At 64.8% G+C, this 13,614-nt stretch carries 7 protein-coding genes; 3 read left to right on the top strand and 4 right to left on the bottom strand.

The genetic code is table 11. The annotated features are described in order from the left end of the window. Positions 1 to 4: 4 nt before the first annotated feature. Positions 5 to 2,611 carry a DNA mismatch repair protein MutS gene (gene mutS / locus G570_RS02970; RefSeq protein ID WP_037498988.1) on the top strand — a complete coding sequence of 869 codons (2,607 nt, stop codon included), beginning with the start codon at positions 5 to 7 and terminating at the stop codon, positions 2,609 to 2,611. Next, positions 2,611 to 5,343 carry a [protein-PII] uridylyltransferase gene (locus tag G570_RS02965; RefSeq protein ID WP_037498985.1) on the top strand — a complete coding sequence of 911 codons (2,733 nt, stop codon included), beginning with the start codon at positions 2,611 to 2,613 and terminating at the stop codon, positions 5,341 to 5,343. The genes mutS and G570_RS02965 overlap by 1 nt, the downstream gene beginning before the upstream one ends. Positions 5,344 to 5,399: 56 nt before the next feature. Here G570_RS02965 and G570_RS02960 read toward each other — a convergent pair whose 3' ends face one another. The 3 genes from G570_RS02960 to thrS form a co-directional block, all read right to left on the bottom strand. Then, the gene (locus tag G570_RS02960) at positions 5,400 to 8,555 is read right to left on the bottom strand and encodes a TonB-dependent receptor (RefSeq protein WP_218915869.1); all 3,156 of its coding nucleotides are present in this window, start codon (positions 8,553 to 8,555) and stop codon (positions 5,400 to 5,402) included. Positions 8,556 to 8,758: 203 nt separating this feature from the next. Then, entirely contained in the window at positions 8,759 to 9,277 is a 519-nt protein-coding gene (infC, locus tag G570_RS02955) for a translation initiation factor IF-3 (RefSeq protein WP_037498982.1), read from the bottom strand. A 138-nt stretch (positions 9,278 to 9,415) separates the two neighbouring features. Beyond that, positions 9,416 to 11,425: a threonine--tRNA ligase gene (gene thrS, locus G570_RS02950; RefSeq protein WP_037498979.1), complete on the bottom strand. Its 2,010-nt coding sequence runs from the start codon at positions 11,423 to 11,425 to the stop codon at positions 9,416 to 9,418. A 104-nt stretch (positions 11,426 to 11,529) separates the two neighbouring features. Here thrS and G570_RS13045 point away from each other — a divergent pair, with 104 nt between their 5' ends. Continuing rightward, on the top strand, positions 11,530 to 12,429 hold the full coding sequence (locus G570_RS13045; protein ID WP_169731723.1) for a glycosyltransferase family 2 protein: 900 nt from the start codon (positions 11,530 to 11,532) through the stop codon (positions 12,427 to 12,429). On the opposite strand, the gene G570_RS02940 is transcribed toward G570_RS13045, so the two are convergent. Beyond that, the gene (locus G570_RS02940; protein ID WP_156930299.1) at positions 12,426 to 13,430 is read right to left on the bottom strand and encodes a hypothetical protein; all 1,005 of its coding nucleotides are present in this window, start codon (positions 13,428 to 13,430) and stop codon (positions 12,426 to 12,428) included. The two genes, G570_RS13045 and G570_RS02940, sit on opposite strands and share 4 nt — an antisense overlap. Positions 13,431 to 13,614: the final 184 nt, after the last annotated feature.

Here is a 13,614-nt window from a genome sequence, read left to right as displayed (position 1 = left end):
GCCGATGGCCCGCAGCGACGCTCCACCGCCCAAACAGACGCCGATGATGGCGCAGTACCATCGCCTCAAGGCCGAGGCGGAGGATGCGCTGCTGTTTTACCGCATGGGCGACTTTTTCGAGTTGTTCTTCGACGACGCCAAGGTCGCTGCGTCCTGCCTCGATATTGCGCTCACCAAGCGCGGGTCGGACGGCGGCGAGGATGTGCCGATGTGCGGCGTTCCGGTCCATGCCGCCGAAGGCTACCTCGCCCGCCTGATCCGCGCCGGCCACCGTGTCGCCATCGCCGAACAAACCGAAAGTCCCGCCGAGGCGCGAAAGGCGCGCGGGTCGAAGGCGCTGGTCGAGCGCGCCATCGTCCGCCTCGTCACCCCGGGCACACTGACCGAAGAAACGCTGCTCGAATCGGGCCGCTCGAACTGGCTCGCCGCCGTCGGGCGGGCGGGCGAGGATTGGGCCATCGCCGCCGCCGACATTTCGACCGGGCGGTTCGAATTGGTCGCCTGCGGGCCGGGTGAGCTCAAGGCCGAACTGGCGCGGTTGTCGCCTGCCGAAGTCATCGCGGACAATAAAGTTCCGGGCATCGCGACTAGCGCGGGCAAGGGCGGTTTCGACAGCATCGCCGGGGAACGGTCGCTGAAAGAGCGTTACGGCGTCGCCACCCTTGACGGATTCGGGGCGCCGTCGCGCGCCGAACTGGTCGCTGCCGGCGGCCTGCTCGCCTATCTGCAGGCAACGCAGAAAGATGCCGTCGCTTTCCTCGCCGCCCCGCGCCGCATTGCCCGCGCTCAGTATATGGCGATCGACCCGGCGACTCGCGACAGCCTGGAGATCGTCCGCACCCAAACGAGAAGTCATGCTGGCAGCCTGCTCGCCTGCATCGACCGCTGCGTCACCGCACCGGGTCGCCGCCTGCTCGCCGCCGACCTGTCGGCGCCGCTGACCGACGTGCCGGCGATCGAGGCACGGCTGGCGCTGGTGAAGTGGCTCCACGAAGAGCCGATCCGCCGCGCGCGCGTCCGCGAGGCATTGCGGGCCATGCCCGATATCGGTCGCGCCCTTGGCCGCCTCGTCGCCGGTCGCGGCAGTCCGCGCGACCTCGCCCAGCTGCGCGACGGGCTCAGCGCCGCCGCGTCGCTGAAGGCCGAACTGGAATGCGACCTCACCTGCCCCGACCTGCTGAAATCGCTGCTGCCCGACATGGGCGGCCATGCCGCCTTGACCGATCGGCTGCACGTCGCCCTGGTCGCCTCGCCGCCGCTCGACACGGCCAAGGGCGGCTACATCGCCGAAGGCTATGACGCCGCGCTAGACGCCCTCCGCATTGCAAGCCAGGACGGACGCCGCGCCATCGCCGCGCTTGAGGCCGGGTATCGCGACCAGACCGGCCTCAGTTCGCTCAAGATTCGCCACAACGCCGTACTAGGCTACCATATCGAGGTCAGCGCGCGACAGGCCGACCGGCTGATGGCGCCCGACAGCGGCTTCACCCATCGCCAGACCCTGGCCGGCGTCGTCCGCTTCAACTCGCCCGACCTCCATGCCGAGGCGAGCAAGGTGGTCGAAGCCGGCGCCCATGCCCTGGCCGCCGAAGTTGCCCATTTCGAGGAATTGTCGGCGTTGGCCGTCGCTGCCGCGGCGCGCATCGCCGATACCGCCGACGCCATCGCCCGCATCGACGTCGCCGCGGCCAACGCCGAACGCGCCAGCGAAGGTCAATGGTGCCTGCCGCATCTCAGCGATGAGCCGGTCATGGCGCTGGAAGGCGCGCGTCATCCGGTCGTCGAGGAGGCGCTCGCGAAGGATGGGGAGCGCTTCGTCGCCAACGATTGCGCCCTTTCCGCCCGCGACCGCCTGTGGCTGATCACCGGCCCCAACATGGGCGGCAAGTCGACATTCCTGCGCCAGGTCGCCATCGCCGCGCTTCTCGCGCAAGCCGGCATGTATGTCCCCGCGACCAGCGCGACGATCGGCGTGGTCGACCGCCTGTTCAGCCGGGTCGGCGCGGCCGACAATCTGGCACGCGGTCGCTCAACCTTCATGGTCGAGATGGTCGAGACCGCCGCCATCCTTGCGCAGGCGACCCCGCGCAGCCTGGTCATCCTCGACGAGATCGGGCGCGGCACCTCGACCTATGACGGGCTCGCCATTGCTTGGGCGGTGGTCGAGGCGATGCACGATACGGTCAATTCCCGCACGCTGTTCGCAACCCATTATCACGAGCTGACCCGCTTGTCCGACCGGCTCGATGCGCTGTCGCTCCACCATGTCCGGGCGCGCGAATGGAAGGGCGAACTGGTGCTGATGCACGAAGTCGCCGACGGTCCCGCCGATCGCAGCTACGGGATCGCCGTTGCCAAGCTGGCGGGGCTGCCGCCGCTGGTCCTGGCTCGAGCCAAGTCGGTGCTGTCGAAGCTGGAGGCCGGGCGCGATGCGACCGGCGGGATTGCGGCAGGACTCGACGACCTGCCCCTCTTCGCCTCACAGACCCTCGAGGCGCATGCGCCCGATCCGCTAGCCGACGCACTGGCTGCCATCGACCCCGATGCGCTCAGTCCGCGCGAAGCGCTCGACGCCCTCTACTCACTCAAGCGATTGGCGGCCACAGGCTGATGCGGCAGCAGCCACGCTACGCCCTGATCGCCGAGCGGCGCCAGATCATCGACCGGCGTGCGGTGGCGGAGCGGCTGGCAGCGCTGGCCGACAAGGACCTTCAGAAAACGGCGGCCGGGCTGCTGGCTGATGTAATGGCAACAGGTCGAAGCGAGATCGAACGGCGAATGCTCGACCATCCGGGTCGCGGTCGGGAAATTGCGGCCTCCTACGCGTTTTTGACCGACCAGATCGTCCGGCTCATTTACGACCTTGTCACGACGCGGCTTTATCCCAACCACAACCCGACCCGCTCGGAACGGGTTTCGATCATCGGCCTGGGCGGGACCGGGCGCGGCGAAATGGCACCGTTCAGCGACGTCGACCTGATGTTCCTTGTCGCCGACCACCGATCGCACTGGTGCGAGCAGGTGGCCGAGGCGATGCTTTATCTTTTGTGGGACCTGAAGCTGAAGGTCGGCCATTCGGTCCGCACGCCGTCGGAAATGGTCACGGCCGCCAAGGGCGACATGTCGACGCGCACCGCCCTGCTGGAAGGACGCTGGATCTGGGGCGACGAAGCACTGAACGAGGAGGCTGCGCGTCGTTTCCGCACTGAGGTGGTCGCCGGCAGCGAGCGCGAATATGTCGTCGCGAAGCTCGCCGAGCGCGACGAGCGCCACCAGAAGATGGGCGACAGCCGATATGTCGTCGAACCCAACGTCAAGGACGGCAAGGGCGGCCTGCGCGATCTCCACACGCTCTACTGGATCGGCAAATATGTTTATGGCGTGGACCGTCCCGATGGACTGGTCGACAAGGGCCTGTTCGGCGCCGCCGAGTTTCGGCGGTTCGAGCGGGCCGAGCGCTTTTTCTGGGCCGTGCGCTGCCACCTGCATCGCATCAGCGGACGCGCCGAAGATCGGTTGAGCTTCGACATGCAGCGCGAGATCGCCGCCGCGATGCGCTACACCGACCGCCCGGGCAAAAGCGCGGTCGAGCGCTTCATGCAATTCTATTTCATCAACGCCAAGACCGTCGGCGACCTGACCGGTCTGTTCCTCGCCCAGCTGGACGAACAAATGGCGGAAAAGGGCCGCCGGTTCGCCTTGCCCACCTTGCGCCGACGCCCACGCCGCCTCAACGGATTCGTCATCGACCGGGGCCGCCTTTCAATCCCGTCCGAACATTGGTTCGCCGAAAAGCCTGAGCGTTTGATCGAGCTGTTCGCGCTGGCCGCGCGCGAGGGTATGGAAATTCACCCCAGCGCGATGCGGGCGGCCGCGCGGGACGCAAGGCTGGCGGATCTGGTGCGCGACGATCCCGAAGCCAACCGCCAGTTCCTGGAAGTGCTGACCGCGAGGAAGGATCCTGACGTTGCCTTGCGCTGGATGAACGAGGCCGGCGTCTTCGGCAGATTCATGCCGGACTTCGGCCGGGTCGTGGCGCAGATGCAGTTCGACATGTATCACCATTATACGGTCGACGAGCATTCGATCAGGGCGATCGGCTTGTTGTCCCGGATCGAGCGAGGCGAGTTGGCGCAGGATCATCCCCTGTCGACCGCCGTGTTCGAGCAGATCGCATCGCGCCGTACGCTGTATGTCGCCGTGCTGCTGCACGACATCGCCAAGGGCCGCGGCGGCGATCATAGCGAATTGGGTGCGGACATCGCGATGGAGCTGTGCCCGCGGCTTGGCCTCGACGACGGCGAAACCGAAACGGTCGCCTGGCTGGTTCGCCACCACCTGCTGATGAGCCGGATCGCATTCCGCCGGGATCTTGCAGACCCCAAGACGGTGGAAGACTTCGTGCGCGAAGTGCAGAGCCCCGAGCGGTTGCGGCTGCTGCTGATCCTGACCGTGGTCGACATCCGCGCGGTCGGACCGGGGACCTGGACCGAATGGAAGCGGCTGCTGCTGCGCACGCTGTTCGATGCCGCCGAGGAACGTCTGCGTCTCGGCCACAAGCAGCGCGGTCGCGCCGAAGAGGTGGAGGCGCGGCAGCAGGCCCTGGTCGCCGCCCTGCCCAACTGGACTAAGGCGATGGCCAAATCGCACCTGCGCCGCTTGCCCGACAGCTACTGGCTGGCGGAGCCCACTGAATGGCAAGTCGCCAATGCGCATCAGGTAGCGGTTGCCGAATCCCATATCGGCGGCGCGACCGTGGCCGTGGAAGCGGTGCCCGATCCCGTGTCCGGGACCACGCGCGTCAGCGTCTTCGCTGCCGATCGGCCCGGCCTATTCTATCGTATCGCTGCGGGGCTGAGCACGGCCGGCGCTTCGATCGTCGATGCGCGCATCCACACCACGCGAGATGGCATGGCACTCGACAACCTGTTGATCGTCGACGGGCGCGGCAAACCCTATGGCGACGCCCGGCAACGCAAGCGGCTGGTCAAGGCGATCGAGACGTCGATCCGGTCCGACGATCCGCCGCCGCTACCGACTCCGGCACCGCTGGGAAAAAGAGAACGAGCTTTCCGCGTCGCGCCGCGTGTCCTGGTCAACGACAAGGCATCGACCCGGACGACCGTCGTCGAAGTCAATGGCCGCGATCAGGTCGGCCTGCTCGCGCGGCTGGCGCTTACCATCCACGCGTCCGGCTACCAGCTGCACTCGGCCCATATCGCCACCTATGGCGAGCGGGCAGTGGACGTTTTCTACCTGACCGATGTGGAAGGCCACAAACTGGGCCCGGCGGCGGGTCAGATATTGCGGTCGAACCTGCTCGCGATGCTCGAAAGCGCCTGACGGAAAAAGGGCCCCGCAATTGCGAGGCCCTTTCCCTTGATCGAAGCTGATCGTCCTTAGCCGCGTTCCGGCTCCGGCGCCGGCGGCGGAGGCGGCGGGGGCGGCGGCGGCGGCGGGCAGCTGTCCGTCGCCAGGATCACCGATCCGTCGGGGCAGGTCTGGGTAGCCGGCGGCGGGGGCGGCGGCGGCGGAGCCGCTTCCTCTACCGGCATCGCCTTCTTCGGCGCGAACTTCAGGCGGAACGTAGCACCGAAGGTGCGCGGTTCGCCCAGGAAGGCGCCGTAGAGCTGCGTCGAACGGGCATAGAAGCCCTTGTTGACGCCGCGCTCCGTGCCCGTGCCCTGCAGCGGCGCGTCGAAGGCGACCTGCAGGAAGTTCTTGTCGAGCAGGTTCTGCGCCCACAGTTCGACGGCCCAGCTATCGCTCGGCCCGCGCAGGCCGACGCGAGCATTGAACACCGTGTAGCCCTTCTGGACCTTTTCGATATCGAGGTCCGAGCCGGTGTTGATTTTGCTCTGGTAACGGCCGTCGATGTAGAACAGCGCACGAAGGCCGCTGTCGCCGATCGGCGGCGTCCACGACAGCGCGCTGGTGAGGGCGAGCTGGCTGGAGTTGGACAGGCGGCTGCCCGGCAGCTGGAACAGCGCGTTCGACAGCGGACGACCGTCGGCACCGACCAGATTGTCGCGGTACTTGGTGTTGGCATAGACCGCACCGAGGTTGAACGACACGTTCGCGAACGGACGGGTGAAGGCTTCCAGTTCGACGCCGACGCTCTTCACGCCAGCCTGGGTCTTGCCCGTGCAGGCACCGGTGTCGGCACGATTGTCCTCGTCCGCCTGGTTCGGCGCAAGGTTGGCCGCACCATTGGTGTTGAGGTCGCCCTTACACGAGTTCACGTTTTCAACGATGAAGTTGAGACCGTTGAAGGTGTTGAGCTGGAAATCGCGGAACAGCTGGCGGAACACGGCAACGTTGATGTCGATGCCGCGACCGTTGAACTTCGCGCCCAGTTCGAACGCGTCGTTGGTTTCCGGCTTGAACTGCAGGTCAGCACCCGAAGCGACGATTCCCTGGCAACCCTTCTGCGCAGCACTGACGCAGATCGCGCCGCTGCCCGACAGGGGCGGGTTGGTCAGCACGACGTTGTTGGGCGTCGCCGGGACCGTGGTCGGAACCGGCTGCGCGCGCCACAGCGCCGAACGGTCGAGGTTGAAGCCGCCCGCCTTGTAGCCGCGCGAATAGCTGATGTAGGTGAGCAGCTTGTCGGTCGGCTTCCAGCTGAGCACCGCAGTGCCCGAGAAACGGCCTTCGGTCTTCGAATCGTTGATCACGAACGAACCGCCCGGGGCCGACGGGGTGACGCACGGCAGCTGCTGCAGCGACGAACCCGACAACACGGTGCACAGCGTGTTGTTGTCGAACAGCGTCGCGTCCAACGTCTTCTTTTCACGCGTGTAGCGCAGGCCCGCCGTCAGCTTGAGGCTGTCGGTGATCGAGAAGATGTTGTGCGTGAACAGCGCCCAGTTGGTGCTCTTCTGGCTGTAGCTGTCGTCGAGCGCCACGCCGTTGAGCGTCGAACCGACGAAGCCCGCACCGCCCAGCGCGATCGCCAGGTTGGTGAAGCCGCTGGTACCGAACGGCGCCGCCGAGAAGTTGACCGGCGGGATGCCAGCCGGAAGGCCGGTGTTGTTGAGCTGGGCGAAGGCGCCGAGGGCGGTGATCTGGCTGGCGAGGTTGGCCGCCGTGGTGGCGCCCGCCGCACCGGCCGCAACCGCGGCGTTATAACCGGCGATCAGCTGCGAGCGAATGCCTGTCGCGACCGCGCTGTTGGTGCAGTTCGGCGAGCTGCCCGGAGCCAGCAGGGTCGACACGCCGAAGCTCGCCGCCGCAAGGCAGTTGGCATAGCGGCTATAGTCCGCACCGTAGGTCAGGTTGTCGTCGACCCGCAGGTTTTCCTTCGCGAAGTAACCGCCGACCAGCCAGTCGAGCTTGCCGCCGAAGGTCGTGCCCTGGAGGCGGAGTTCCTGGGTGAAGGTCTTGAAGCGGTTGAAGGCGCCGCCGTCATCCGGACGATAGAGGATGTCGAGGTTGTTGTAGTCGGCATCCTGGCCGCGGATGAACTTGTTGTAGCGATAGGCGGTGATCGAGGTCAGCTCGGCCCCGCCGAAATCGTACACCAGTTCGCCCGACAGGCCGTAGTCCTTGACGTCCGAACGGTAGGAACGGCCCGGGGTAATCGACACGTCGCGCGCGAAGGTATCGTCGTTGATGATCGCACCCAACGCACGTTCGATGCCGGCAATCGTCGACGGCTGTTCGTTCGGAACGGCACCGGCGGCATAGTCATGCGCCGGCAGGTAGGTCGCGGCGCAGCATTCTTCGTTGCGCTTGGCGTAATCGGCGATGACGCGGAACGACAGGTCGCTGTTCGGCTGGAACAACAGCTGCCCGCGGAGCAACCAGCGGTCGCGATTGTTGATGTCGCGGCCCGAGATAACGTCTTCGAGGAAGCCGTCACGCTTGACCAGCACGCCGTCGATGCGCGCCGCGATCGTGTCGCTGAGCGCACCGGTCGCCGACAGTTCGGCGCGGCGCAGGTTGTAGTTGCCGATGGTCAGTTCGCCCGACACTTCGGTGTTGAACTTCGGTTTGGCGGTGATGATCGAGATGAGGCCGGCCGACGCGTTGCGACCGAACAGCGTGCCCTGCGGGCCGCGAAGGATTTCGATCCGGTCGATCTGGCCGAGTTCGGTCAGGCCGACGCCGGTGCGCGAGCGGTAGACGCCGTCGATAAACACCGCGACCGAGCTTTCGAGACCAGGGTTGTCACCGACCGTGCCGACACCGCGGATACGAGCCACGCCCGCACCAGCTTCCGACGAGGTCGACGACACCAGCAGCGACGGCGACACTTGGGTCAGCTGGCGAATGTCGCTGGCGCCTGTGTTGGCGAGCGATTCGGCGGTAACCGCCGACACCGCCAGCGGAACGTCCGACAGCGCTTCGTTACGACGAGTCGCAGTAACGACGATTTCGCTGGTGTCGGCTTCGGCCGACGTCTGGGTCGCCTTGTTGTCGACGGCGGCCGCTTCGCTGGTCGCACCGTCGGTCGGCTGGGCCGCCGAGCCATCGGTGTCGGTCTGCTGTGCGAATGCCGGAGTCGAAAGGGCAAAAAGGCCTGCCGAAAGCAGCCAAACGGATTTGCGCATCAAATACTCCCCTGTGAATTTCTTATGTTCTTGGTGAGCAGAATTACGCGAGCAACACAGGGGAAGGAAGCGGCGGACGGCGTTCGCGCGATGGAATCGAGCCGATTGCGACGAAAATGTCACAGGTCGCAGCGCAACATGAAAAAGGCGCGACTTCCGTAGGGGAAGCCGCGCCTTATTTGAACCGTTGCGGTTCGCGAACTTTACTTGGGTGCGATCACCATAAGCATCTGCCGGCCTTCCATGCGCGGATGCTGCTCGATCTTGGCAACTTCGGCAGTCTGTTCGGCCACCCGCTGAAGCACGGCCATGCCAAGCTGGTTGTGCGCCATTTCGCGGCCGCGGAAGCGCAGGGTGAGCTTCACCTTGTCGCCTTCCTCAAGGAACTCGAAGACCTTCTTCATCTTCACGTCGAAGTCATGGTCATCGATGTTCGGACGCATCTTGATCTCCTTGATCTCCTGCGTCTTCTGGCGCTTGCGCTGCTCGTTGGCCTTTTTCTGCGCTTCATATTTGTAGCGGCCGATGTCGAGGAACTTGGCGACGGGCGGATCGGCGCCCGGGCTGATCTCGACCAGGTCGAGACCGACTTCCTGCGCCTGCTCAAAGGCTTCGCGCGTATACATCACGCCCAGATTTTCGCCATTTTCGTCGATCACCCGGACCTTCTGGGCCTGGATAAACTGATTGTAGCGAGGGCCGCTCAACTGCGGCGGCGCCATGGAACGGCGCGGATAGGGCGGTGGTATAGCGCAATCTCCTAGAGTCGTTGGTTGTGGCCCGCGACTTAAGGCGTTCGCGGGCCAAAGTGAAGGGGCGGCGCGCCTGGGAGGCGGATTTTCCCCATGTCGTGTGGCGGCTTAGCTGAGGTCGGGCGCAGTCGCTTCGGCGGTAAAGGCCGAGATCGCGTCATCAAGGCCCATTACCTTCTGATGCTCGTCGCTGCCAAGGCGGCGGACCGCAACCGTCCCCTCTTCCGCCTCGCGCTTGCCGACAACCAGCAGCAGCGGAACCTTCGCCAGCGAATGTTCGCGCACCTTATAGTTGATCTTCTCATTGCGGAGATCGACCTCGGCGCGAAGGCCCGCGGCCTTCAGCTTGTCGGTCACCAGCTGGGCATAGGCATCGGCATCGCTGACGATGGTTGCGACGACGATCTGGGTCGGCGCCAGCCACAGCGGCAGCTTGCCCGCAAAATGCTCGATCAGGATGCCAATGAAGCGCTCGTAGCTGCCGAAGATGGCCCGATGTAGCATCACCGGCCGATGGCGCTCGCCGTCCTCGCCGACGTAGCTCGCGTCGAGCCGCTCAGGCAGGACGCGATCCGACTGGATGGTGCCGACCTGCCAAGTGCGACCGATGGCGTCGGTAAGGTGCCATTCGAGCTTGGGCGCATAGAAGGCGCCTTCGCCCGGCAATTCTTCCCAGCCATATTCCTCGGTCGCCATGCCAGCATCAATGACGGCCTGACGCAGCTCGGCCTCTGCCTTGTCCCAGTCCTCGTCGCTGCCGAACCGCTGGTCGGGGCGCAGCGCCAGTTTCACGGCGTAAGTGAAGCCGAAGTCCTTGTAGACCCGATCAGCGAGCTGGCAGAAATTGCGCACTTCCTCGACGATCTGGTCTTCGCGACAGAAGATGTGACCGTCGTCCTGGGTGAACTGGCGAACGCGCATCAGGCCATGCAGCGCACCGTGCGGCTCGTTGCGGTGGCAGCAGCCGTTTTCGACCAGGCGCAGCGGCAGGTCGCGATAGCTCTTGATGCCCTGCTTGAAGATCAGGACGTGCGCCGGGCAGTTCATCGGCTTCAGTGCCATCCACTGCGCATCGTCCGACACCAGCGGCCCTTCGTCCTCGGTGTTGGGGACCTCGTCAGGGATGACGAACATATTCTCGCGATACTTGCCCCAGTGGCCGCTCTTTTCCCATTGGCGCGCGTCCATCACCTGCGGGGTTTTCACTTCGAGGCATTCGGCGCCCTGCACCGCACGGCGGATATAATCTTCAAGCACGCGATAAATCGCGTAGCCCTGCGGGTGCCAGAAGACGCTGCCATGCGCTTCTTCCTGCAGGTGGAACAGGTTCATTTCGCGGCCAAGCTTGCGATGGTCGCGCTTGGCAGCTTCCTCCAGCCGGACGAGATGCTCGGCCAGCTGCTTTTTGTTGAGCCAGGCGGTGCCGTAGATGCGGCTGAGCATCGGGTTCGCCTGGTCGCCGCGCCAGTAAGCGCCGCTGACGCGGGTCAGCTTGAACGCCTGCGGGTCGAGCTTGCCGGTCGATGCCAAGTGCGGCCCGCGGCACAGGTCGATCCAGTCCGCCTCGCCATGGCCGGTCTTGTACATGGTGATCGGCTCGCCCTCGGGCAGTTCCATCACCCACTCCGCCTTGAAGCTTTCGCCATGGTCGAGGAAGAATTGGCGGACCTTTTCCCGGCTCCAAACTTCGCGCACCAGCGGCTTGTCGGCGGCGATGACGCGACGCATTTCTTCCTCGATCAGGGGAAGATCCTCGTCGGTGAACATGCCGCGGCCCGGGGCGGGCGCGAAATCATAGTAGAAGCCGTCGTCGGTCGCCGGACCAAAGGTGATCTGGGTACCCGGAAAGATGTTCTGCACCGCTTCGGCGAGGACGTGGGCGAAGTCGTGGCGCACCAGTTCCAGCGCGTCCTTCTCGTCTCGGCTGGTGACCAATGCAAGCTGGCTGTCACCCTCGAACGGGCGGTTGAGGTCGCGCAATTCGCCGTCGACGCGCGCCGCCAGCGCCGCCTTGGCAAGGCCCGGCCCGATCGCCGCGGCAACATCCGCCGGGGTGGACCCTTCGGCCATTTCGCGGACGGAGCCATCGGGCAGCGAGATTTTGAACATCTTGGTCATGACGCTTTGCCACCTAGTGCAGTGCAGCAACGGCTTCAATGGTCTCGCTTGCCCTGCGTCGCCGCCTTTGGCACCAGCAATGGGTAAAAGTCGAAGGACGCCCCTTGCCCGCCATTTCCGTGATCATGCCGCTATTCAATCGCGCGGACCTTGTAGGCCACGCGATCGACAGCGTCGTCGCGCAGGATTTCGGCGATTGGGAACTGGTCGTGGTCGACGACGGATCGACCGACGGCTCCGCCGACGTCGTCGCGGCCTATGACGACCCTCGCATCCGCCTTGCCCGCCAACCCCGCAACATGGGCGGCAATGCCGCCCGCAACCGTGGGATCGACGAATCCCGCGCCGATCTGCTCGCCTTCCTTGACAGCGACGATGCCTATCTCCCGATGAAATTGGGAAAGGTGGTCGACTGGTTCGCCGCTCACCCGCAATTCGATGTGCTGATCGACAGCTTCCGCAAGGTCTATCCCGACGGACGCAAGCCCGACGCCGACATGCTCAACCCGGTCCTCGACGACAATCGGGCGATCCTCGAGGCGCTGTTCACCCGCCGCATCTGGAAAGCGACACCGGGCATCATGGTTCGCCGCGACGCCGCGCTTCGTGCCGGTAGATTCGACGAGGCGTTGAAGCGGCGGCAGGACTTCGACTTCCTGCTGCGGTTGGCCAAGGTCGGGCGCATGGCCTGTCGCGACGACGTTTGGTGGATCAAGCGCTATTCGAACGATGCGATTTCCGCAGGCCTCGGCAATTTCACCGAATCCCTGCTCGCCTTTCATGCGCGCCATCCGGAATATAGCAGCGACCCGGTGTTCCGGCAGGGCCTTGCCTATGATGTGGCGCGCCATCTGGCCCGGCTCGCCGGCAAGGGTAAATTCGGCAAGCTACGTTCGGACGCGTCGACCCTTGCCTCGACCTTTGGCTGGGCGGCCTTGCCGCCGCTGGTCGCGCAAGGTCTGCTCCGCGTCGCGACAAGGCGCCGCGACTTTTCCGGCGACTAGGCGGCGACCGGCTCCAGCGGCCTGACGTCGGGCAACGGGCCGAAGCTGCGGCTGAACACACTGGCCAGCTGGCCGATCAGCATCACGAAGTAGAAGCCGAGCGAGATCAGCATCGCGAATGGACGCTGCCAGATCGGCAGGTCGACCTTGCCGCCCTTGAGCAGGATATTCTTCCACGACCGCACCAGCTTCCGCACGAAATGCCAGAAGGCATAGACGAACCGGCCTACCCGGTTCTTCGAAAAGCTGTGATAGCCGGCGAAATCGCTGTCGTAGCCGCCGGTCCAGGCGCGCCAGGCAAGGAACTTCCAACCCGGATGCGGCGCATGGATCGCCATCGCGTCGGCGGTGCGGACGAACTTGTGACCGCGCGCGGTGATGCCCTTCAACCAGAATACGCACTGCTTCTTGAAGGCCGGCAGGTCCGGGAACGGGTTGGCCCGGAAAAAGTCGGTCCGTACCGCGCAGTTGTTGACGTGAATTTTGTTGCGCTTCTCGGTCTGCGTACGCTCGTTCGGCAGGTTGAACACCCAACTCAGCGCCATCGCCTTGTCGAGCAAGGTTTCGTGGCCGAGCACGGTAAAGCCCCCGACCGCCATCACTTCGGGATCAGCGAAAGGCTTCAGCAAGGCATCGAGCCAGCCGGGCTGCGGACCTGCATCGCTGTCGACCATCACCGACAATTCGGTCCTGGACCGGGCGATGCCGTAATTCTTAAGCTTGTAATACGTGAGGCCGTCGGTCGGAATGACCTCCAGGTCGGCAACGTCTTTCAGGCCCGGTGCGACCGTGCCAATCACCCCTTCGACCGTGCCGGGCGCGACTTCATTCTTGTCGTAAAGATACATGACGCGCGGCTTTTGCGGCATGCGCGGCGCGACGTCGCGGATCTCGCGCTCAAGCGCGAGCATCGCCTTTGCGGTCCAGTCATCCTCGACATCGATGGCGTTTTCCCATTCGATGATGAAGGTCACGGCCGGCAGCGGATCGATGGAGGTCATCACTAAAGTCCCGAATATCTGATTCGCGGCGGGCGATGTCGCCGCAATGCGACGGATGTATGGCCGAACGCCGCGGCGGGGCAATTGTTCGGCGTCAAAAATCGCCACGAAATCAGAAACTTCAAGGTCACGCGACATTTTGTCAATGATGCTTGACATACCCACAATGCTAAAAGTAAAGTCT

This window comes from Sphingomonas jaspsi DSM 18422 (assembly GCF_000585415.1).
GTDB classification, from domain to species: Bacteria; Pseudomonadota; Alphaproteobacteria; order Sphingomonadales; family Sphingomonadaceae; genus Sphingomicrobium; species Sphingomicrobium jaspsi.
The sequence above is the reverse complement of the archived record's forward strand: the minus strand, read 5'-3'. Positions and strand labels throughout refer to the sequence as shown.